The sequence below is a fragment of the Methyloversatilis discipulorum genome (assembly GCF_000527135.1).
Taxonomy (GTDB): domain Bacteria; phylum Pseudomonadota; class Gammaproteobacteria; order Burkholderiales; family Rhodocyclaceae; genus Methyloversatilis; species Methyloversatilis discipulorum.
Map to the genome: position 1 here is coordinate 99046 of NZ_AZUP01000001.1, position 20688 is coordinate 119733.

Below are 20688 nucleotides of genomic sequence, written 5' to 3' on the forward strand. Positions count from 1 at the left end.
CCGATCAACCGGCGAAGAAGTCCTTCATCTTGTCCATCCAGGACTTCGCGCGCGGGCTGTGGCTCGCTTCGTCGCTGCGGTTGATGTCGTCGAACTCCTTCAGCAGTTCCCGCTGACGCGCGGTCAGGTTCACCGGCGTCTCGACCACGACGTGGCACATCAGGTCGCCGGGATAGCTGCTGCGCACGCCCTTGATGCCCTTGCCGCGCAGGCGGAATACCTTGCCGGACTGGGTTTCGGCCGGGATCTTGATCTTGGCCGCGCCATCCAGCGTCGGAATCTCGATCTCGCCACCCAGGGCTGCGGTGGCGAAGCCGATCGGCATTTCGCAGTGCAGGTCGTCGCCTTCGCGCTGGAACACGGTGTGCGGCTTGATGTGGATCTGCACGTACAGGTCGCCGGCCGGACCGCCGCCCTGGCCGCGTTCGCCTTCACCGGCCAGACGGATGCGGTCGCCCTCGTCGATGCCGGCCGGAATCTTCACCTGCAGCGTCTTGCTGCCCTTGACGCGCCCGGCGCCGTGGCAGTCGTTGCACGGATCCTTCACCATCTTGCCGGTGCCGTGGCACTTCGGGCAGGTCTGCTGGATCGAGAAGAAGCCCTGCTGCATGCGCACCTGGCCGACACCGTTGCAGGTGGTGCAGGTGACCGGCTTGGTGCCCGGCTTGGCGCCGGTACCGCCGCAGGTGCCGCAGTCGTCCATGGTCGGGATGCGGATGCGCGTATCGGTGCCGCGCGCCGCTTCTTCCAGCGACACTTCGAGGTTGTAGCGCAGGTCGGCACCGCGGTAGACGCCGCTGCGACCGCCGCCACGTCCGCCCTGGTTGCCGAAGATTTCGCCGAAGATGTCGCCGAAGGCGTCGCCGAAACCGCCGAAGCCCTGACCGCCGCCCGCGCCGCCGCCCATGTTCGGGTCGACGCCGGCGTGGCCGTACTGATCGTAGGCCGCCCGCTTCTGTCCGTCGGACAGGATTTCGTAGGCTTCCTTCGCTTCCTTGAACTTGTCCTCGGCTTCCTTGCTGTCCGGATTGCGGTCCGGGTGGTACTTCATCGCCAGCTTGCGGTAAGCCTTCTTGATTTCGTCATCGGAGGCGTCGCGGTTGACGCCCAGGATGTCGTAAAAATCTTTCTTCGCCATTCGTTTTCACCACAGATGCGCCAAAGGCACAGCGCGTCAGGAGGGCTCCTGCCGCGCTGTGCCTCGGTCGTTGAACTGCTCGCTGTCAGCGTCGGGAGCGCAGCTTACTTCTTGTCCTTCACCTCGGTGAATTCCGCATCGACCACGTCGCCGTCGTCGTCCTTGCGGCCGCCGGGTGCGGCGCCACCGGCTGCTTCACCGGCCGCGGCCTGCTGTTCGGCGTACATCGCCTCGCCCAGCTTCTGCGCGGCGGTGGCCAGCGCGGCGCTCTTGGCGTCGATCGCTTCCTTGTCGCCGGAGCGGATGGCTTCTTCCACCTCCTTCAGCGCGGCTTCGATCTTTTCCTTCTCGCCAGCGTCGACCTTGTCGCCGTGCTCGGCCAGGGCCTTGCGCGTCGAATGGACCAGCGCGTCGGCCTGGTTGCGGGCGTCGGCCATCTCGTGCGCGCGCTTGTCTTCTTCGGCGTGCAGTTCGGCGTCCTTCACCATGCGCTGGATCTCTTCTTCCGACAGACCCGAGTTCGCCTTGATGGTGATCTTGTTTTCCTTGCCGGTGCCCTTGTCCTTGGCCGACACATGCAGGATGCCGTTGGCGTCGATGTCGAAGGTGACCTCGATCTGCGGCATGCCGCGCGGTGCCGGGGCAATGCCTTCCAGGTTGAATTCGCCCAGCGACTTGTTACCGCTGGCCATTTCACGCTCGCCCTGATAGACCTTGATGGTCACCGCCGGCTGGTTGTCGTCGGCGGTCGAGAACGTTTGCGAGAACTTGGTCGGCACCGTCGTGTTCTTCTGGATCATCTTGGTCATGACGCCGCCCAGCGTCTCGATGCCCAGCGACAGCGGGGTCACGTCGAGCAGCAGCACGTCCTTGACGTCGCCCTGCAGCACGCCGCCCTGGATGGACGCGCCGACGGCGACCGCCTCATCCGGGTTCACGTCCTTGCGCGGCTCCTTGCCGAAGAACTCGCGCACCTTTTCCTGCACCTTGGGCATGCGGGTCATGCCGCCGACCAGGATGACGTCGTCGATGTCGCCGATCTTGACGCCCGAATCCTTCAGCGCGATGCGGCAGGGCTCGATCGAGCGCTCGATCAGTTCTTCCACCAGCGACTCGAACTTGGCGCGGGTGATCTTGATCGCCAGGTGCTTCGGGCCGGACGCGTCGGCGGTGATGTAGGGCAGGTTGATTTCGGTCTGCGCGCTCGACGACAGCTCGATCTTGGCCTTTTCCGCCGCTTCCTTCAGGCGCTGCAGCGCAAGGATGTCCTTCTTCAGGTCGACGCCCTGGTCCTTCTTGAACTCGTCGATCACGTAATCGATGATGCGCTGGTCGAAGTCCTCACCGCCGAGGAAGGTGTCGCCGTTGGTGGCCAGCACTTCGAACTGGTGTTCGCCATCGACGTCGGCGATTTCGATGATGGACACGTCGAAGGTGCCGCCGCCGAGGTCATACACGGCGATCTTGGAGTCGCCCGGCTTCTTGTCCATGCCGAAGGCGAGCGCAGCCGCGGTCGGCTCGTTGATGATGCGCTTGACGTCCAGACCGGCGATGCGGCCGGCGTCCTTGGTGGCCTGGCGCTGGCTGTCATTGAAGTAGGCCGGCACCGTGATGACGGCTTCGGTCACTTCTTCGCCGAGATAGTCTTCGGCGGTCTTCTTCATCTTGCGCAGCACTTCGGCCGACACCTGCGGCGGCGCGATCTTCTTGCCGCGCACTTCGACCCAGGCGTCGCCGTTGTCGGCCTTGGCGATCTTGTAGGGCATCAGCGCGATGTCCTTCTGCACTTCCTTCTCTTCGAAGCGACGGCCGATCAGGCGCTTGACGGCGAACAGCGTGTTGGCAGCGTTGGTGACCGCCTGGCGCTTGGCCGAGGCGCCGACCAGGATTTCGCCGTCGTCGGTGTAGGCAACGATGGACGGCGTCGTGCGCGCGCCTTCCGAGTTCTCGATCACCTTGGGCTTGCCGCCTTCCATCACGGAAACGCAGCTATTGGTGGTGCCCAGGTCGATACCGATGATTTTTCCCATGTTCGGGGTCCTCTATATATATGCGGGTGGAGGAGAGAGCTTGTCTGAGGTCGAAGTGGGGCGTTTGCCCCTGCATTTCAAGGGGCTTTTCAGCCCGCCGCCTTCGAAACGATGACCAGGGCAGGGCGCAGCACGCGGTCGTGCAGCAGATAACCCTTCTGCAGCACTTGCACCACGTGGTTCGGTTCGCCCGGCGCTTCGATCTGGCTGATCGCCTGGTGCTTGTGCGGGTCGAATTTCTCGCCCAGCGGGTTCACTTCCTCGACGCTGGCGCCGGAAAAAGCCTGCACCAGCTGCTTCAGCGTCAGTTCGACGCCTTCGCGGATCTTGGCGACGTCGTTCGAGGTGTCGGCCAGCGCCGCTTCCAGGCTGTCCTTGACCGGCACCATGGCGGACGCGAACTTCTCGGCGGCGAACTTGCCCGCCTTAATCACGTCTTCGGCGGCGCGACGGCGCATGTTTTCGGTTTCGGCCTTGGCGCGCAGCAGCGCGTCCTGCAGCTCGGCCACCTTCTGCTCGGCGGCGGCCAGCGCCTCGGGCGTCGCTGGAGCGGCCGGCGTGGCGGCTTCGGTGTTGGGGGCGGCCTGCTGTTCTTCGGGCACCGGTTGCGGGGTCTGCTCGGTCATGCGTAAAGTCCTCTGAATCTGAGACCCGCCGGAAATGGGGGCGTCCGCACGCATTTCAAGCCCGAAAAGTCGACTTTCCCTCAGCCTTTTGACCCATTCTTTGTCCGGCGCTTGGCGATGGCCTATCATTCGCGGTTCATGACGCGTCCATCGCTCCACAAGACATGCTCGAACGCATTGGCAAATACAGGGTAATCCGCGAAATCGGCAAAGGCGCCACCGCGACTGTCTACCTGTGCAAGTGCGACGACATCGAGGAAATGGTCGCCGTCAAGCTGGTCGATTTCGGCGACAAGAACCGCGACCAGGGCAAGTGGTCGCGGCGCATGCGCAAGCTTTTCCTGACCGAGGCGGCGATCGCCGCCAAGCTCGACCACCCCAACATCATCCGCATCTACGACGCGCAGGTCGAAGAGAACCGTGCCTATCTGGTCATGGAGTTCATCGACGGCCAGCCGCTCGACCATTACTGCGAATTCAACACGATGCTGCCGCTGCCGCGCGCGGTGAGCATCGTGTTCAAGTGCGCGATGGCGTTGGACTACGCTTTCCGCCACGGCGTCGTGCATCGCGACATCAAGCCGGCTAACATCCTGATCGGCGCCAACGATCTGGTGAAGGTGACCGATTTCGGTCTGGCGCTGAATGTGGCCAAGGAGAACGACAAGGATTCGACCTTCATCATGGGCGTTGGCTCGCCGGCCTACATGAGTCCGGAACAGGTGAAGGGCTATCCGCTGAACCAGAAGACCGACCTCTATTCGCTGGGGGTCGTGCTGTTCCACCTGCTGACCGGGCGGCTGCCCTTCCGCGCCAAGCATCCGGCACAGCTCATCTACAAGATCATCAACGCCGACCCGCCGTCGGCCTCGCAGCTGAACCCGGAAGTGCCGGAGGCGATGGACCGGGTGATCCGCAAGGCGCTGGAGAAGGACCTCTACTCGCGCTACAAGAACGGCGCCGAGTTCGCCAAGGACCTGTCGACCGTGCGGTTCAAGATCCTCGACGACAAGTACGTGCCGCCGGACACCACGCGCTTCTCCATCCTGCGCAAGATGACCTTCTTCACCGAATTCGACGACGTCGAGGTGTGGGAGGTGTTGCGTTTCTCGAACTGGCGGCAGTACACCGAAGGCACGGTGCTGATGCGCGAGGGCGACAGCGACAACCGCTTCGGGCTGATCGTGTCCGGCCACGTCCGGGTGGTGGTCGGCGGCCGGCTGCTGGCCGAACTGGGGCCGGGCGAGGTGGTGGGCGAGATGGGCTATCTCGACCCGAACCACCTGCGCCGTTCGGCGACGGTGATCGCCTCGTCGCCGGTGGCCTTTCTCGAAGTCAGCCCGTCGGCGCTGGCGCTCGCGTCGGAAGAGTGTCTGGAGCACTTCCGCGCCCAACTCATCAGCACCGTGGTGCAGCGTCTGGCCCGCGCCAATTCTGCTCTTGCCGCCCAGGGCGAGCAGGTGGTGCTGGCGACCGAATCGGGTTTTTCGGTCATTGGCGGTGGCATCGATCTCGAACTGCTGCCCGATACGCCGGCGCGTCGCTGAGCGCGCCACCTGCTGCCGCGACCCCCGCGGCGTGAAGAACGCCCGCCAGCCCGGCTAAAGTTTCGACACGGCAGGCCGAAACTCTCCTCACAAGCACATGGCGACGCCTGTGCTATCGGAAGGAGACCGACCTTGAGCCGCAATTCAGTTTATGGCATCAGCCGCGTGGACAACGAAGCCAGCCGCACGCATGGCTGGCTCGTGACCATACAGCGACGCGGAGTGATACACCGGAAGCACTTCAGCGATGGTGTGTTCGGTGGCAAGCAGAAGGCCTTTGCCGCCGCGAAGCAGTTTCGCGACGACATCATTTCGAAATTCCCGCCCTTCTCGCTGCGCGAGTATTCGAGCATCGTCAAGAAGAACAACCGTTCCGGCGTGGTCGGCGTGTGCCGCTATTGCGCTTCCGAAACCCGTGACATGCCGGAGGACAAGCAGCGCTGGTTCTGGGTGGCTTCGTGGCCGCTGCCGTCCGGTCGTCGCAAGCGGGTCAAGTTCTCGGTGAACAAGTACGGCGAGGAGGGTGCGTTCAAGATGGCGCTCAAGGCGCGCAAGGACGCGCTGAAGAAGCTCGACGGCCAGTTCGATCCGGGTGCTTCGCGGCGCGGTCGTCCGCGCAAGGCGAAGAACGACGAGAACATCGTGCCGACGCGCGCTGCGGCCTGAGCAGGACTGCATTGCGCAACAAATAGGCGACCGCGAGGTCGCCTTTTTTCATTGCTTCGCGCCCATCTCCGTTGCGGCACGCGCTTGCAGTGCAAGGTCGGCCGGTGGCCGGCCGGCTTCGTCCCACCAGTGACCAAGTTCGCGCCGTACGATGCCGCCCAGCGCGGCGATCCAGTCCGGCCGCTCGTTCAGGCAGGGGATGTAGCTGAACTGCTTGCCGCCGCGACCGATGAAGGCGTCGCGGTTTTCGACTGCGATCTCCTCCAGCGTTTCCAGGCAGTCGGCGACGAAGCCGGGACACATCACCTCGACGCTGCGCAGGCCGCCCTCGGCCAGCTTCTCAAGTGTCGGCTGCGTGTACGGTTCAAGCCAGCGGGCGCGGCCGAAGCGCGACTGGAAGGTGACCAGGTAGTCGTCCTTTGCCAGACCGAGCGCCTCGGCGATCAGGCGGCCGGTCTTGTGACACTCGCATTGGTAGGGGTCGCCCTTTTCCAGGTGGAAGTGCGGCACGCCGTGAAAGGACATGACCAGCTTGTCGGCGCGGCCGTTCTTCTGCCAGTGCTCGCGCACGCTGGCCGCCAGCGCGTCGATATAGGCGCGGTCACCGGCGAAGGCGCGGACGTAGCGCATTTCCGGCAGGTTGCGCCAGCGCAGCAGCGCGCGCGCCATTTCGTCCACCACCGAACCGGTCGTACTGGAGGCGCCCTGCGGGTACATCGGCACCATCAGGATGCGCGTGAAGCCGTCGGCCTTCATCTGCTGCAGTACGTCGGCAATCGACGGGCTGCCATAGCGCATCGCGTGCCGCACCTCGATCTCGCGCTGCCCTTCGGCGATCATCCAGCCGCGCAGCAGCTTGGTCTGCCTCTCAGTGTGCACTCGCAGCGGCGAGCCCTCGTCGGTCCACACGGTGGCGTACTTTTCCGCCGACTGCTTCGGGCGCACGTTCAGGATGATGCCGTTGAGGATCAGCCACCACAGCGGCTTCGGCACCTCGACCACGCGGTCGTCGGACAGGAATTCCTTCAGGTAGCGGCGCAACGACGGCGCATCCGCCTGGTCGGGCGTTCCCAGATTGACCAGCAGCACGCCGGTGCGCGGCACCTGGCCGTGTGAATAAGGCGGTTCTGCAACGAAGCGGGACATATCGGGTTTTCTTGTTGTGATCCGTCCCGACGGAGACGGCGTTTCAGGTCTGGCTCAGGTCTGACTGAGGGCACTCGACAGCAGTTTGGCCGTGACGTCGACGATCGGGATCACGCGCTCGTAGGCCATGCGCGTCGGTCCGATCACACCCACGGTGCCCACCACCTGACCTTGCACCTCGTACGGTGCGGTCACCACGCTGCATTCGTCGAGCGGAGCCAGACCGGACTCGCCGCCGATGAAGATCTGCACGCCATCGGCCCGCTGTGACAGGTCGAGCAGACTGGCCAGCTGCGTGCGCTGATCGAACAGCGAGAACAGTTCGCGCAACCGCGACATATTGGACGCGAGATCGTCGACCTCGAGCAGATTGCGCTCGCCGGTGATGACGTACTGCCCCTTGTCGTCGGAGAAGGCCTCGTTGCCGGCCTGCAGCGCGGCCGACATCAGCGTCGTCAGATCGCCGTGCAGCTGCTTCAGTTCCGCCTGCAGCCGGCCACGGATCTCGTCGAAATCGAAGCCGACGTAGTGCTGGTTCAGGTAGTTGGCCGCACTGACCAGCTCTGACGGCGAAAAGTTGCGTTCGGTCAGCAGGATGCGGTTCTGCACCTCGCCGGTGTCGGTCACGATGATGAGCAGGATGCGCTTGTCCGACAGGCTCAGGAATTCGATCTGACGGATGCGCGGCAACTGGCGGCGAGGTGCCACGACGATGCCGGCGAAGCGGGTGAGCTGCGACAGCAGCTGCGAGGCCTGATTGACCAGCAGCCGCGGATCGGCCGGGCGCAGTTCGCCTTTCAGTTCGCTGATCTGGCCGGGCTCCAGCGGCTGCACCGACAGCAGCGAGTCGACGAAGAAGCGGTAGCCGCGCGGCGTCGGGATGCGACCGGCCGAGGTGTGCGGGCTGGCGATGTAGCCCATGTCCTCAAGGTCGGACATGACATTGCGTATGGTCGCCGGCGACAGATCGAGGCCGGAGTACTTCGACAGCGTGCGCGAACCCACCGGCTGGCCGTCGGCGATGTAGCGCTCGACCAGGGTCTTGAGCAGCAGTCTCGAACGATCTTCAAGCATGGTGCGGGTGGCGGGATGCGATTCCTGATGCGGTTGCGGAGACTGATTCTAGAGCAGCGACGGCGTGTTGGCGCCGTCAGCGCACCGATATTGACACAGCCGTCGTCACACCGCCGTGCCGTCGATGACGGGTCAGGGCTTTGTGGTTTAATTCGCCGATGAAAAACGAATCCCCGGCCTTTGGCTGCGTCGCGCTGATCGGCAAGTACCAGAGCGCCGAAGTGGCCGAGTCGCTGCGCGCGCTGGCGCACTGGCTGAGCGAGTCCGGGCGCGAGGTGCTGATCGAGCAGGCATCGGCCGAAGTGTTGCCGGACGACCGCTTCGAAGCCGCCGATTTCGATACCCTGGGCCGTCGGGCGAAGCTTGCCGTGGTGGTCGGCGGTGACGGTTCGCTGATCAGTGCCGCCCGCAAGCTGGCACCGCACGACGTGCCGCTGGTCGGTATCAACCAGGGCCGGCTCGGCTTCCTGACCGACGTCGCCCGCTCCAACATGCTGGCGGCGATGGAATCGCTGATGCAGGGCCAGTTCCGTCCGGAGCGGCGGGCGCTGATGCAGGCATCGGTGCAGCGCGAAGAGGGCGAGGTCTTCTCCGCCTTCGCCTTCAACGACGTGGTCATTTCCAAGGGCGACCTCGGCCGCATGATCGAGTTCGAAATGCGGGTCGACGACGAATTCGTCTACAGCCAGCGTTCCGACGGCCTCATCGTATCGACGCCGACCGGCTCGACCGCCTACTCGCTGTCGGCCAACGGACCCATCCTGCATCCGTCGCTCGGCGGCATGCTCATCGTGCCGCTGTGCCCGCACGCGCTGTCGTCGCGCCCCATCGTGCTCGGCGATTCGGCCGTGCTGAAGGTGCGCCTGTTTTCGCGGCACGACGCGCGGGCGCATTTCGACGGCCAGGAACACTGCAATCTGCAGGGCGACGACGTGCTGCGCATCGAGCGTTCGCCGTATCGCGTTACCTTGCTGCACCCGCCCGGCTACAGCTACTTCTCGATGCTGCGCGAAAAGCTGCGCTGGAGCGAGGCGCCCAAGGAAGTCTGAACCTCACGTCTGAGTCCCTCTCGTTTCATGCTCGAACGTCTTTTCATCCGCGACTTCATCCTGGTCGACCGGCTCGAACTCGATTTTGCGTCCGGCTTCGGCGCGCTGACCGGCGAGACCGGCGCCGGCAAGTCCATCCTGGTTGATGCGCTGGGTCTGCTGCTCGGCGGCCGGGCCGATGCCTCGGTCGTGCGCGCCGGCTGTGAGCGCGCCGAACTGTCGGCCGAGTTCTCCTGTGCCGCCGACAGTGCCGTCGCCGGCTGGCTGAAGGAACAGGATTTCGAGGTGGAGGATGGCGTGGTGATCGCCCGTCGCGTCATCGACGCCGGCGGTCGTTCGCGCGCCTATATCAACGGTGCGCCGGCCAGCGTGAGCCAGTTGCGCGATCTCGGCGGGCAACTGGTCGACATCCACGGTCAGCACGCCCATCAGGCGCTGATGCGCGAAACGGCGCAGCGCGCGCTGTTCGACCAGCACGCCGGTCTGACTGCGCAGGTGGCGACCGTCGGGCGGCTGCATCGCGAATGGCAGCAGCGCGAACAGGCGCTGACCCGCGCGCTGCAGGACCGCGACGCCGCCGAGCGCGAGCGCGAGCGGCTGCAATGGCAGGTCGAGGAGCTGACTGCACTGGCCTTTGAGCCGCAGGCCTGGGCTGAACTGCAACAGGATCACGGCCGACTGGCGCACGCCACACAACTGCTCGAAGGCTCGGCCGAGGCGCTGGCGCTGATCGAGGAGGGCGAGGCAGCGCTCGACGGGCAACTGGCGCACATCGCATCGCTGCTTGGCCGGCTGGAAGCCTTCGACGCCTCGCTCGGCGAATGTCGTGGCCTGATCGAGTCGGCCGCCACCCAGGTCGACGAGGCGGCGCGCGCGCTGCGCGCCTACGCGCATCGCATTGATGCCGACCCGGCCGCGTTGGCGCGCGCCGACGAACGCATAGCGACCGTGTTGGCCTGCGCACGCAAATATCGCGTCGATCCGGACGATCTGCCGCAGCTGCTGGCGGACAGCCAGGAAGGGCTGCAGCGGCTGGAGGCGGAATCCGACCCGGCCGCGCTCGAAGCGGCGCGCGACGCCGCACGGGCGGCGTGCGTCGAGGCAGCCAAGGAATTGTCCAACGCGCGCCGGCCGGCGGCAAAGCAGCTGTCGCAGGCGGTGACCGCGGCAATGTCAGAGCTGGCCATGCAGGGCGGGCGCTTCGAAGTGGTGCTGAAGCCGCTCGATCAGCCGTCGGCTACCGGCCTCGAAGAGGTCGAATTCCATGTCGCCGCCAACCCGGGGCAGCCGCTTGCACCGCTGGCCAAGGTGGCTTCCGGCGGCGAGCTGTCACGCATCGGGCTGGCCATCCAGGTCATTGCCAGCGCGCGCAGCGGCACGCCGACGCTGGTGTTCGACGAGGTCGATGTCGGTATCGGCGGTCGCGTTGCCGAGGTCGTCGGTCGCCAGCTCGCCCGTCTGGGCGAGGCGCGTCAGGTGCTGTGCGTGACCCATCTGCCGCAGGTAGCGGCGCGGGCGGACTGGCAGTGGTCGATCGCCAAGCGCAGCGAGGGCGGGCAGACGCGCAGCTCGGTCACGCCGCTGGATGCGCCGGCGCGCGTCGACGAAATCGCCCGCATGCTGGGCGGCGAGGTGATCACCGACACCACCCGCGCGCACGCGCGCGAAATGCTCGGCGCCTGATCAGTTCAGCCCGACCGCCAGCGTGATCACGCCGGTGGCGACGAACAGGCCGGCGGCGATGCGCCGTATCCAGTTCACCGGCAGCCGCTGCGCCAGCTTCTGGCCGACATACACCGCCGGTACGTTCGCGATCATCATGCCCAGCGTGGTGCCGGCGACCACCCAGACATAGGCGTCCTCGAAGCGGGCGCCGAGGGCGACCGTCGCCAGCTGCGTCTTGTCGCCCATTTCGGCCATGAAGAACAGCAGGGTCGAGGTCAGGAATACGCCGTGCGCGCTGCCGACCTCGGTTTCCTCCAGCTTGTCCGGTACCAGCGCCCACAGCCCGCAGCCGATGAAGGCGAGGCCGACGATCCAGCGCAGCACCTCCGGCGACAGCACGGAAGCGACCAGCGCACCGAGCCAGGCGGCCAGCGCGTGGTTCAGCACGGTGGCCACCAGTATGCCGAGGCAGATGGCGCGCGGCCGGCGCATGCGCGCCGCCAGCACGAAGGACAGCAGCTGGGTCTTGTCGCCGATTTCGGCGAGTGCGACCAGCGCGGTGGAGGCGATCAGGGCATCCATGGGCAAGCCGCCGGGCGGCGGCAGGGGTGGGCGCGGCTGGACTCAGCCGCGGGGCGTGGTCTTGCGCTTGTTCGGGCAGGCTTCGGTCGAGCAGTCGGCGAAGATGGTCAGCGCGTGGTCGTGTACGGTGAAACCGCGTTCCTTGGCCACCTTGATCTGGCGGCGTTCGATCTCGGCGTCGTAGAACTCCTCCACCTTGCCGCACTGGATGCACACCAGGTGGTCGTGATGGTGGCCCTCGTTCAGTTCGAACACCGCCTTGCCCGACTCGAAGAAATGGCGTTCGAGCAGGCCGGCCTGCTCGAACTGGGTCAGCACGCGGTAGACCGTGGCGAGGCCGATGTCCATGTCCTCCTGCAGCAGGGCCTTGTAGACGTCCTCGGCGCTCATGTGGCGCACGTCCGCGCGCTGGAAAAGCTCGAGTATCTTCAGTCGCGGCAGCGTAGCCTTGAGGCCGATGTTCTTCAGGTTCTGGGAATTTGCGCTCATCCGGGTCGTCTGGAGGCTATGGCAAGGTCGCTATAATATAGACTTTCGCGTCCGGCCCGGCGTTCCGTCCGCGGTCGCCCGATCATCACCCGAGTCCTGCCCGCGATGTCCCTCGCTCCCTTCGTCACCCTGAGCCGCGTCTGTATCGCGCTTGTTCCGTTGATTGCCGGCTGCAGCAGCTTCGAGGTGCCCGATGCGCTCGACGTCACCAGCAAGCTCAATCCCTACCGTATCGACATCCGCCAGGGCAATCTGGTCACCCAGGAGATGGTGGGGCAGCTCAAGGCGGGCATGAGCCGCGAGCAGGTGCGCTTCGTGCTCGGCTCGCCGATGCTGGCCGACGTGTTCCATCCGGACCGCTGGGATTACGTCTACTACTTCAAGCCGGGCAACAAGCCGGAAGAAACCCAGCAGCGCCGGCTCATCGTCTATTTCGAGGACGACAAGCTGGTCAGCGTGGGCGGCGACGTGGTCGCTGCGGAAGATGGCGAGATCCAGCCGCCGGAGCCGCGCACGCGCACCCTGGATCTGGGCGAGATTGCGGCGCCCGAAAAGAAGTGAAACCGGGCGCTGCGAGCGTCCGCACACAGCGAACTGAAAGGATTTCATGTCACCGATGCGCATAGCGATCGCGGGGGCGTCCGGCCGCATGGGCCGCATGCTGATCGAAGCCACCACGCGTGACGAGGGGGCGACGCTGGTCGCCGCCCTCGACCGCCCGGACTCGCCGGCGATCGGCGAGGACGCCTGCGCCTTCCTCGGTATCCGCAGCGGCGTGCTGATCCGCGGCGATGTCGAGGCAGCGCTCGCGGGCGCCGATTGCCTGATCGACTTCACCCGCCCGGAAGCCACGCTGGCGCATCTCGACGTGTGCAAACGACTGGGCGTCAAGATGATCATCGGCACCACCGGCTTCAGCGACGCACAGCGTGCGCAACTGACCGAGGCGTCGAAGGAGCTGGCCGTCGTGTTCGCGCCGAACATGGCGGTCGGCGTCAATGCCGTGTTCAAGCTGCTCGACGTCGCCGCGCGCATCCTGAACAGCGGTTACGACATCGAAGTGATCGAGGCGCACCACCGGATGAAGGTCGATGCGCCGTCCGGCACTGCGCTGCGCATGGGCGAGGTGGTGGCCGATGCGCTCGGCCGTTCGCTGGCCGACTGCGCGATCTATGGTCGCGAAGGGCACACCGGCGAGCGCGATGCGAACACCATAGGGTTCGCCACCGTGCGCGGCGGCGACATCGTCGGCGATCATACAGTGCTGTTCGCCGGCATCGGCGAGCGGGTCGAAATCACGCACAAGGCGGCCAGCCGCATGCCCTACGCGCTGGGCAGCCTGCGCGCTGCGCGCTGGCTGGTCGAGCGCAGCAGCGGTCTGTACGACATGCAGGACGTGCTCGGACTGCGCTGAATCGCAACGGCTGCAGCGGCGCTTCAGTGCTGCGGGTGAGTGTCGTTAATTCTGCAGGATCCTGTTCGGTACATTCATGCACCCAGCGCTGACCACACTGTTGCAACAGATCGGCCTGTCGTCGCTTGACGACAAGACTGTCGGCGCCTGGCTGTCGGCTCAGCCGGAATCTTCGGCGCTGGCCGGCGCGCTGCGCGAGATCGATCGCCTGCTCGAATCGGCAGGCGGAACGGACGCATCGCGCCACGCCTGGCAATGGATACCTTCCAGCGCACACTTCATCGTGTCGGCCGAATGCCGGCAGTCGCTGGGCTACAGCCAGGCCGAATTGCCGGACCTGCTGGCGGTCTGGCGCGACATCCTGCACGAAGACGATGTCGGCAGCTTCGATGCCTGGCTGGAAGACCGTCTGGCGGGTGCAACGGGGCAGCCGGCGATCGATGTGCGGATGCGGCGTGTCGATGGCGGCATGGTCTGGATGCGCATCGAGGCAACGGCCACCGAGCGCGACGAACGCGGCCGCGTGGGCAGCGTGTCCGGCCTGATAGGCCAGCTCGACGCGCGCCGCCAGGCCGAGGTCGAACTGCTGCGCGCCAAGGAGAAGGCCGAGGCGGCCAGCCGCGCCAAGAGCGACTTCCTGGCCAATATGAGCCACGAAATCCGCACGCCGATGAACGGCATCATGGGCATGTCGGCGCTCATGCTCGACACCACGCTGGACAGCGAACAGCGCGAATACGTCAATGCGATCAAGACCTCGGCCGATGCGCTGCTGGTCATCATCAACGACATCCTCGATTTTTCGAAGATCGAGGCCGGCAAGCTGGCGATCGAGGAAGTCGAGTGTTCGCCCGGCGAGTTGGTTGGCGAGGCCGCCCGCGGGCTGGCCATCGGTGCCCAGCAGAAGGGGCTGGAGCTGTACTGCCGCATCGCCCCGGATCTGCCGGTTCGCGTGCTCGGCGACCCCGGCCGGCTGCGGCAGATCCTGGTCAATCTGATCGGCAACGCGGTCAAGTTCACCCAGCGCGGCGAGATCGAGGTCGGTTGCGAGGCGGTCGGCATTCCGGCCGCCGCCGGCGCCGAAGCCGAACTGCACCTGTGGGTGCGCGATACCGGTATCGGCATCGACGCCACCAAGCAGGCGCTGGTATTCGAAGCTTTCGCCCAGGCCGATACCTCGACCACGCGCCGCTTCGGCGGCACCGGCCTCGGACTGGCCATCTGCAATCGCCTGGCCACGCTGATGGGTGGCCGGCTGTGGCTGGAGAGCACGCCGGGGCAGGGGTCGACCTTCCATTTCACGATGCGCTGCCGGGTGGTCGAGCAGGCCGGACTGTCGCCAAACTTCCAGCGTTTCAACGGTCTGCGCGTGCTGCTGATCGAGGATCATCCACCGAGCCGCGGCGTGGTCGCCGCGATGCTGGGTGACATGGGTGCGTCAGCGCTGGCCGTCGGCACGGTGCAGGCGGCGCGACAGGCGCTCAAACAGGCGCACGAGAGCGGCCGGCCCTTCGACATCCTGCTGGTCGATCGCACGCTGCCCGACGCCGATGCCTTCGATTTCGTGTCCGGTTTCTGCGAAGGCCCGAACCGGCTGAATCGGGTGGTGATGATGTTCAGTGGTGCCAATCAGGCCGCAGACAACGCGCACGCCCGCACGCTGGGCGTGCGCGGCCGTCTGCACAAGCCGTTCTCGGCGTACGAACTGGCGGCCGCGCTGAGCGAGGCGCTGAGCAGTCGCCCGGACGAGGTGCACGAACTGGACGATTTCGCGCTGGCCATCGGCGACCTGGACATCGAGCGCTCGCTGGCGCACGAGGGCCTGGGTGAAAGTCCGAGCCGGCGCGTGCTGCTGGCCGAGGACAATCCGGTCAACCAGCTGGTGGCCGTGCGCACGCTCGAGCGTGCCGGCTACAAGGTAACCGTTGCCAACAACGGGCAGGAAGCGCTGGATCTGCTCGAACGCGAGAACTTCGACGTCGTGCTGATGGACGTGCAGATGCCGGTCATGGGTGGCATCGAAGCCACGCGTGCGATCCGTGCGCGCGAGCAGCGCCGCTCCTGGGTCATCGATACCGACCACGTCGAGCATCTGCCCATCATCGCGATGACCGCCAATGCGATGAAGGGCGACCGCGAACTGTGCCTCGACGAAGGCATGGACGATTACGTGAGCAAGCCGGTCAAGGCCGACGACCTGCTGGCGGCGCTCGAACGGGTGCTGGCGCGACCGGACGACGGCCTGTCGCAGACCGCGATCACCGACGTGAATGGTCTGATGCGCGAACGCCCGGATGCGGCCGATCCGGTCATGGATCTCGAACATACGCTGGCAACGCTGGAAGGCGACCGTGCCATGGTGTTGCGCGTGATCGACGTGTTCCTCGGCGAACTGCCAGAATTGCGTCGCGGACTTGGCGTCTGCGTGCAGGCGCGGGACGGCGACGGGGCGGCGCGCATCTGTCATCGACTGCGCGGCTCGCTGTCGGTTTTCGGCGCTGCCGGTGCCGAGGTGAGCGTGACCCGCCTCGAAGATGCGGCACGCGGCGGCGATCTTTCCGATCTGGCGACGCTGCACAAGGACGCCGACCAGCAACTGTCCCGTCTGGGCGACGCACTTTTCAGTGGCCGAGCGAGCGTGGCTGAGATGGCCTGACCCGGCTGCAGTGCGCCTCTGTGCACCAAAATTGCGCGCCGCACCACCCCGAGGTATAATTCGCACACTCAGCGGGAGACGCCTCGAACGGCGTCTCCCGCTTCGCATATGTGGCGCACGCGCGCGCCGCCGTCCCCCGATCAAGAAATTCAGGAGTTACTACGTGTCCGCCCATGCGCCCGCGCTGCTCGCACTCGCCGATGGATCGGTCTTTCACGGCAAAAGCATAGGGGCGGAAACGGTCACGACCGGCGAAGTGGTGTTCAACACGGCACTCACCGGCTATCAGGAAATCCTGACCGATCCGAGCTATACCCGCCAGATCGTCACGCTGACCTATCCGCACATCGGCAATACCGGCGTCAATGTCGAGGACGTCGAAGCCGGCCGCGTGTTCGCTGCCGGCCTCGTCATCCGCGACCTGCCGCTGCGCTCGTCCAACTTCCGCAGTCATCAGACGCTGGATGCCTACCTGCGCGAGCAGGGCATTCCTGGCATCGCCAATATAGATACCCGCAAGCTCACCCGCCTGCTGCGCGAAAAGGGTGCGCAGAGCGCCTGTCTGATGGCCGGCAAGGTCGACGCCGCCGAAGCGGTGGCCAAGGCGCGCGAATTCGCCGGCCTCGCAGGCATGGATCTGGCCAAGGTGGTCAGCGCGACCGCGCCCTACGAATGGACCGAGGGCGAGTGGCAACTCGGCCGGGGCTTCGTCAAGCCGGACGCCACGCCTTTCCACGTCGTCGCCTACGATTTCGGCGTCAAGCGCAACATCCTGCGCATGCTGGCCAGCCGCGGCTGCCGCCTGACCGTGGTGCCGGCGCAGACGCCGGCCGAGAAGGTGCTGGCGATGAATCCGGACGGCGTGTTCCTGTCCAACGGCCCCGGCGACCCGGAGCCCTGCGACTACGCGATTGCCGCGATCCGCACCTTCCTCGACCGCAGGATTCCGACCTTCGGCATCTGTCTCGGTCACCAGCTGATGGGCTTGGCTGCGGGTGCAAAGACGCTGAAGATGAAGTTCGGCCACCACGGCGCCAACCACCCGGTCAAGGACAACGATTCCGGCCGTGTGCTGATCACCAGCCAGAACCACGGCTTCGCGGTCGATCCGGCCACGCTGCCGGCCAATGTGCGGGTCACCCACGTGTCGCTTTTCGACGGCAGCCTGCAGGGCATGGCCTGGACCGACCGGCCGGCCTTCTGCTTCCAGGGCCACCCGGAAGCCAGCCCCGGCCCGCACGACGTGGCCTACCTGTTTGATCGATTCGTGAAGATGATGGAGGAGGGGCTAGGGAAGAGGGGCTAGGGGCTAGAGAGCATGCGGCGGCGAAGCCGCCGTGATGTTTCCCCCAGTCCCTGATCCCTAGTCCCTGACCCCTCAAAGACAAATGCCCAAACGTACAGACATCCAATCCATCCTGATCATCGGCGCCGGTCCCATCGTGATCGGCCAGGCCTGCGAGTTCGATTACTCCGGCGCCCAGGCCTGCAAGGCGCTGCGTGAAGAGGGTTACCGCGTCGTGCTGGTGAATTCCAACCCGGCCACGATCATGACCGACCCCGGCATGGCCGACGTGACCTACATCGAGCCGATAACCTGGCAGATGGTCGAGAAGATCATCGAAAAGGAACGCCCGGACGCCCTGCTGCCCACCATGGGCGGCCAGACCGCGCTGAACTGCGCGCTCGACCTGGCCCGCCACGGTGTGCTCGACAAGTACAAGGTCGAACTGATCGGCGCCAAGCAGGAAGCGATCGACAAGGCCGAGGACCGCGAGAAGTTCAAGCAGGCGATGACCAAGATCGGCCTCGGTTCGGCCCGTTCCGGCATCGCCCACTCGATGGAAGAGGCGCTGCAGGTGCAGGCCAGCATCGGCTTCCCGGCCATCATCCGCCCGTCCTTCACGATGGGCGGCAGCGGTGGCGGCATCGCCTACAACCACGAGGAATTCGTCGAGATCTGCAAGCGCGGTCTCGAGGCGTCGCCGACCAGCGAACTGCTGATCGAGGAGTCGCTGCTGGGTTGGAAGGAATACGAGATGGAAGTCGTGCGCGACAGCGCCGACAACTGCATCATCGTCTGTTCGATCGAGAACCTCGACCCGATGGGCGTGCACACCGGTGACTCGATCACCGTGGCACCGGCGCAGACGCTGACCGACCGCGAATACCAGATCATGCGCAATGCCTCGATCGCGGTGCTGCGCGAGATCGGCGTCGATACCGGCGGCTCCAACGTGCAGTTCTCGATCAATCCGGCCGACGGCCGCATGATCGTGATCGAAATGAATCCGCGCGTGTCGCGTTCGTCGGCGCTGGCGTCCAAGGCGACCGGCTTCCCGATCGCCAAGATCGCCGCCAAGCTGGCCGTGGGTTTCACGCTGGACGAGCTGAAGAACGACATCACCGGCGGCGCCACGCCGGCGTCCTTCGAGCCGTCGATCGACTACGTGGTCACCAAGATCCCGCGTTTCGCCTTTGAGAAGTTCCCGCAGGCTAACGACCGCCTGACCACGCAGATGAAGTCGGTCGGCGAGGTAATGGCCATGGGCCGCAGCTTCCAGGAATCGATGCAGAAGGCGCTGCGCGGCCTCGAAGTCGGCGTCTATGGCTTCGACGAGATCGAGACCGACCAGGACGAGATGGAGCGCGAACTGGCGCTGCCCGGTCCGCAGCGCATCTGGTACGTCGGCCAGGCCTTCCGCAACGGCATGAGCCTGGACGAAGTGCATCAGCTCACCAAGATCGATCCGTGGTTCCTGGCGCAGATCGAGGACATCATCCTGACCGAGCGCGCCTTCTTCGGTCGCAGCCTGAAGAGCGTCGATGCCGCGACGATGCGCGATCTGAAGCGCAAGGGCTTTGCCGACCGTCGTCTGGCGCGTCTGTTCCAGTGCGACGAAACCGCGTTGCGTCTGCACCGCCAGACCCTCGGCGTGCGTCCGGTGTTCAAGCGGGTTGATACCTGCGCCGCCGAGTTCGCCACCGACACCGCCTACATGTACTCCAGCTACGAAGACGAGTGCGAGGCCAATCCGACCTCGGCACGCAAGATCATGGTGCTGGGCGGTGGTCCGAACCGTATCGGCCAGGGCATCGAATTCGACTACTGCTGCGTGCACGCAGCCCTCGCACTGCGCGAGGACGGGTTCGAAACCATCATGGTCAACTGCAACCCGGAAACCGTGTCGACCGACTACGACACCTCCGATCGCCTCTACTTCGAGCCGCTGACGCTGGAAGACGTGCTCGAAATCGTCGCCATCGAGAAGCCGGTCGGCGTCATCGTGCAGTTTGGCGGCCAGACGCCGCTGAAGCTGGCGCGCGACCTGGAAGCCAACGGCGTGCCCATCATCGGCACCACGCCGGACATGATCGACGCCGCGGAAGACCGCGAGCGCTTCCAGAAGCTGCTGAACGACCTCGGCCTGAAGCAGCCGCCCAACCGCACCGCGCGTGCCGAAGACCAGGCGGTGCGTCTGGCGGCCGAGATCGGCTACCCGCTGGTGGTGCGCCCGAGCTATGTGCTGGGCGGCCGGGCGATGGAAATCGTCCATCAGCAGTCCGACCTCGAGCGCTACATGCGCGAGGCGGTCAAGGTGAGCAATGATTCGCCGGTGCTGCTGGACCGCTTCCTGAACGACGCCACCGAAGTGGACGTCGATGCCTTCTCCGACGGCCAGCAGGTCATCATCGGCGGCATCATGGAACACATCGAACAGGCCGGCGTGCACTCGGGCGACTCCGCCTGCTCGCTGCCGCCGTTCTCGCTGACGCCGGAACTGTGCGACGAACTGCGCCGCCAGACCGAACTGATGGCGCGCGGGTTGAACGTGGTCGGCCTGATGAACGTGCAGTTCGCAATCCAGCGCGACGCCTCGGGCGACACCGTGTATGTGCTCGAAGTGAACCCGCGTGCGTCGCGCACCGTGCCCTTCGTGTCCAAGGCCTGCGGCCTGCCGCTGGCCAAGATCGCCGCTCGCTGCATGGCCGGCCGCTCGCTGGTCGACCAGGGCGTGACGCACGAAGTCGTGCCGCCTTACTTCTCGGTCAAGGAAGCGGTGTTCCCCTTCGTGAAATTCCCCGGCGTGGACACCATCCTCGGCCCGGAAATGAAGTCCACCGGCGAAGTGATGGGCGTCGGCCGCACCTTCGGCGAAGCTTTCGTGAAGAGCCAGCTGGCTGCCGGCGTGCGCCTGCCGACCGGCGGTCGCGCCTTCATTTCGGTCAAGCCGGCGGACAAGGCCAAGGCGATCGAGGTGGCGCGCGAGCTGCACGAGCTGGGCTTCACGCTGGTCGCCACCCGCGGTACCGCAGCAGCCATCGCCGCCGCCGGTCTGCCGGTCACCCCGGTGAACAAGGTGAATGAAGGCCGTCCGCACATCGTGGACATGATCAAGAACGATGAAATCACCTTCATCGTCAATACGGTGGATGAAAAGCGCAGCGCCATCAACGATTCGCGCTCGATCCGCACCAGCGCACTCGCCAGTCGCGTGACGCTGTTCACCACCGTCGAAGGCGCGCGTGCCGCGTGTGCAGGCATGCGCATTTCCGAACTCGAAACCTATGCGCTGCAGGCCCTGCACGCGCAGATCAACTGAAC

The 20688-nt window shown here is 65.6% G+C and carries 16 protein-coding genes; 9 read left to right on the plus strand and 7 right to left on the minus strand.

Annotation, left to right across the window (positions count from 1 at the left end; all coding sequences use genetic code 11):
- Window positions 1–4 precede the first annotated feature (4 nt).
- The 3 genes from dnaJ to grpE all read right to left on the minus strand — a co-directional run bounded on the left by dnaJ (window position 5) and on the right by grpE (window position 3794).
- A complete protein-coding gene (gene dnaJ / locus METFAM1_RS0100480) occupies window positions 5–1138 on the minus strand; it encodes a molecular chaperone DnaJ (RefSeq protein WP_019917486.1) in 1134 nt (377 codons plus the stop codon).
- 104 nt (window positions 1139–1242) lie between these two features.
- Window positions 1243–3168, minus strand: coding sequence for a molecular chaperone DnaK (dnaK, locus tag METFAM1_RS0100485; RefSeq protein ID WP_024300337.1), 1926 nt, complete (start codon window positions 3166–3168; stop codon window positions 1243–1245).
- Between the two features lie 89 nt (window positions 3169–3257).
- Window positions 3258–3794 (minus strand): nucleotide exchange factor GrpE, encoded by a 537-nt coding sequence (gene grpE, locus METFAM1_RS0100490; RefSeq protein WP_019917488.1) that lies wholly within the window; start codon window positions 3792–3794, stop codon window positions 3258–3260.
- 164 nt (window positions 3795–3958) lie between these two features.
- Between grpE and METFAM1_RS0100495 the strand changes: the two genes are divergently transcribed.
- Together METFAM1_RS0100495 and METFAM1_RS0100500 are read left to right on the plus strand one after the other, a co-directional pair.
- On the plus strand, window positions 3959–5341 hold the full coding sequence (locus METFAM1_RS0100495; RefSeq protein ID WP_019917489.1) for a protein kinase domain-containing protein: 1383 nt from the start codon (window positions 3959–3961) through the stop codon (window positions 5339–5341).
- 132 nt (window positions 5342–5473) lie between these two features.
- Window positions 5474–6007, plus strand: a complete 534-nt coding sequence (locus METFAM1_RS0100500) for an AP2 domain-containing protein (RefSeq protein ID WP_020165304.1) — start codon at window positions 5474–5476, stop codon at window positions 6005–6007.
- Between the two features lie 48 nt (window positions 6008–6055).
- On the opposite strand, the gene hemH is transcribed toward METFAM1_RS0100500, so the two are convergent.
- Window positions 6056–7153: a ferrochelatase gene (gene hemH, locus METFAM1_RS0100505; protein WP_019917491.1), complete on the minus strand. Its 1098-nt coding sequence runs from the start codon at window positions 7151–7153 to the stop codon at window positions 6056–6058.
- A 54-nt stretch (window positions 7154–7207) separates the two neighbouring features.
- On the minus strand, window positions 7208–8227 hold the full coding sequence (hrcA, locus tag METFAM1_RS0100510; protein ID WP_019917492.1) for a heat-inducible transcriptional repressor HrcA: 1020 nt from the start codon (window positions 8225–8227) through the stop codon (window positions 7208–7210).
- A 158-nt stretch (window positions 8228–8385) separates the two neighbouring features.
- Between hrcA and METFAM1_RS0100515 the strand changes: the two genes are divergently transcribed.
- Entirely contained in the window at window positions 8386–9276 is an 891-nt protein-coding gene (locus tag METFAM1_RS0100515) for an NAD kinase (RefSeq protein WP_019917494.1), read from the plus strand.
- Between the two features lie 27 nt (window positions 9277–9303).
- The gene (recN, locus tag METFAM1_RS0100520) at window positions 9304–10959 is read left to right on the plus strand and encodes a DNA repair protein RecN (protein ID WP_019917495.1); all 1656 of its coding nucleotides are present in this window, start codon (window positions 9304–9306) and stop codon (window positions 10957–10959) included.
- Here the strand turns inward: recN and METFAM1_RS0100525 are convergent, their stop codons facing one another.
- Together METFAM1_RS0100525 and fur are read right to left on the minus strand one after the other, a co-directional pair.
- A complete protein-coding gene (locus METFAM1_RS0100525; RefSeq protein ID WP_019917497.1) occupies window positions 10960–11523 on the minus strand; it encodes a TMEM165/GDT1 family protein in 564 nt (187 codons plus the stop codon).
- Window positions 11524–11565: 42 nt separating this feature from the next.
- Complete coding sequence (fur, locus tag METFAM1_RS0100530; RefSeq protein ID WP_019917499.1) at window positions 11566–12012, minus strand: ferric iron uptake transcriptional regulator; 447 nt, start codon at window positions 12010–12012, stop codon at window positions 11566–11568.
- Between the two features lie 105 nt (window positions 12013–12117).
- Here fur and METFAM1_RS0100535 point away from each other — a divergent pair, with 105 nt between their 5' ends.
- The 5 genes from METFAM1_RS0100535 to carB all read left to right on the plus strand — a co-directional run bounded on the left by METFAM1_RS0100535 (window position 12118) and on the right by carB (window position 20686).
- Complete coding sequence (locus METFAM1_RS0100535) at window positions 12118–12573, plus strand: outer membrane protein assembly factor BamE (RefSeq protein ID WP_198291411.1); 456 nt, start codon at window positions 12118–12120, stop codon at window positions 12571–12573.
- Between the two features lie 55 nt (window positions 12574–12628).
- Window positions 12629–13426, plus strand: coding sequence for a 4-hydroxy-tetrahydrodipicolinate reductase (dapB, locus tag METFAM1_RS0100540; RefSeq protein ID WP_019917501.1), 798 nt, complete (start codon window positions 12629–12631; stop codon window positions 13424–13426).
- 76 nt (window positions 13427–13502) lie between these two features.
- Window positions 13503–16082, plus strand: a complete 2580-nt coding sequence (locus tag METFAM1_RS0100545) for a response regulator (RefSeq protein ID WP_019917502.1) — start codon at window positions 13503–13505, stop codon at window positions 16080–16082.
- Window positions 16083–16245: 163 nt separating this feature from the next.
- The gene (gene carA / locus METFAM1_RS0100550) at window positions 16246–17388 is read left to right on the plus strand and encodes a glutamine-hydrolyzing carbamoyl-phosphate synthase small subunit (RefSeq protein WP_019917503.1); all 1143 of its coding nucleotides are present in this window, start codon (window positions 16246–16248) and stop codon (window positions 17386–17388) included.
- Window positions 17389–17470: 82 nt separating this feature from the next.
- Window positions 17471–20686 (plus strand): carbamoyl-phosphate synthase large subunit, encoded by a 3216-nt coding sequence (gene carB, locus METFAM1_RS0100555; RefSeq protein WP_019917504.1) that lies wholly within the window; start codon window positions 17471–17473, stop codon window positions 20684–20686.
- Window positions 20687–20688: the final 2 nt, after the last annotated feature.

Coding starts and splice junctions, on each gene's coding strand:
- dnaJ (WP_019917486.1), bottom strand. CDS start 1,138: ATGGCGAAGAAAGATTTTTACGACATCCTGGGCGTCAACCGCGACGCC.
- dnaK (WP_024300337.1), bottom strand. CDS start 3,168: ATGGGAAAAATCATCGGTATCGACCTGGGCACCACCAATAGCTGCGTT.
- grpE (WP_019917488.1), bottom strand. CDS start 3,794: ATGACCGAGCAGACCCCGCAACCGGTGCCCGAAGAACAGCAGGCCGCC.
- METFAM1_RS0100495 (WP_019917489.1), top strand. CDS start 3,959: ATGCTCGAACGCATTGGCAAATACAGGGTAATCCGCGAAATCGGCAAA.
- hemH (WP_019917491.1), bottom strand. CDS start 7,153: ATGTCCCGCTTCGTTGCAGAACCGCCTTATTCACACGGCCAGGTGCCG.
- hrcA (WP_019917492.1), bottom strand. CDS start 8,227: ATGCTTGAAGATCGTTCGAGACTGCTGCTCAAGACCCTGGTCGAGCGC.
- METFAM1_RS0100515 (WP_019917494.1), top strand. CDS start 8,386: ATGAAAAACGAATCCCCGGCCTTTGGCTGCGTCGCGCTGATCGGCAAG.
- recN (WP_019917495.1), top strand. CDS start 9,304: ATGCTCGAACGTCTTTTCATCCGCGACTTCATCCTGGTCGACCGGCTC.
- METFAM1_RS0100525 (WP_019917497.1), bottom strand. CDS start 11,523: ATGGATGCCCTGATCGCCTCCACCGCGCTGGTCGCACTCGCCGAAATC.
- fur (WP_019917499.1), bottom strand. CDS start 12,012: ATGAGCGCAAATTCCCAGAACCTGAAGAACATCGGCCTCAAGGCTACG.
- METFAM1_RS0100535 (WP_198291411.1), top strand. CDS start 12,118: ATGTCCCTCGCTCCCTTCGTCACCCTGAGCCGCGTCTGTATCGCGCTT.
- dapB (WP_019917501.1), top strand. CDS start 12,629: ATGCGCATAGCGATCGCGGGGGCGTCCGGCCGCATGGGCCGCATGCTG.
- METFAM1_RS0100545 (WP_019917502.1), top strand. CDS start 13,503: ATGCACCCAGCGCTGACCACACTGTTGCAACAGATCGGCCTGTCGTCG.
- carB (WP_019917504.1), top strand. CDS start 17,471: ATGCCCAAACGTACAGACATCCAATCCATCCTGATCATCGGCGCCGGT.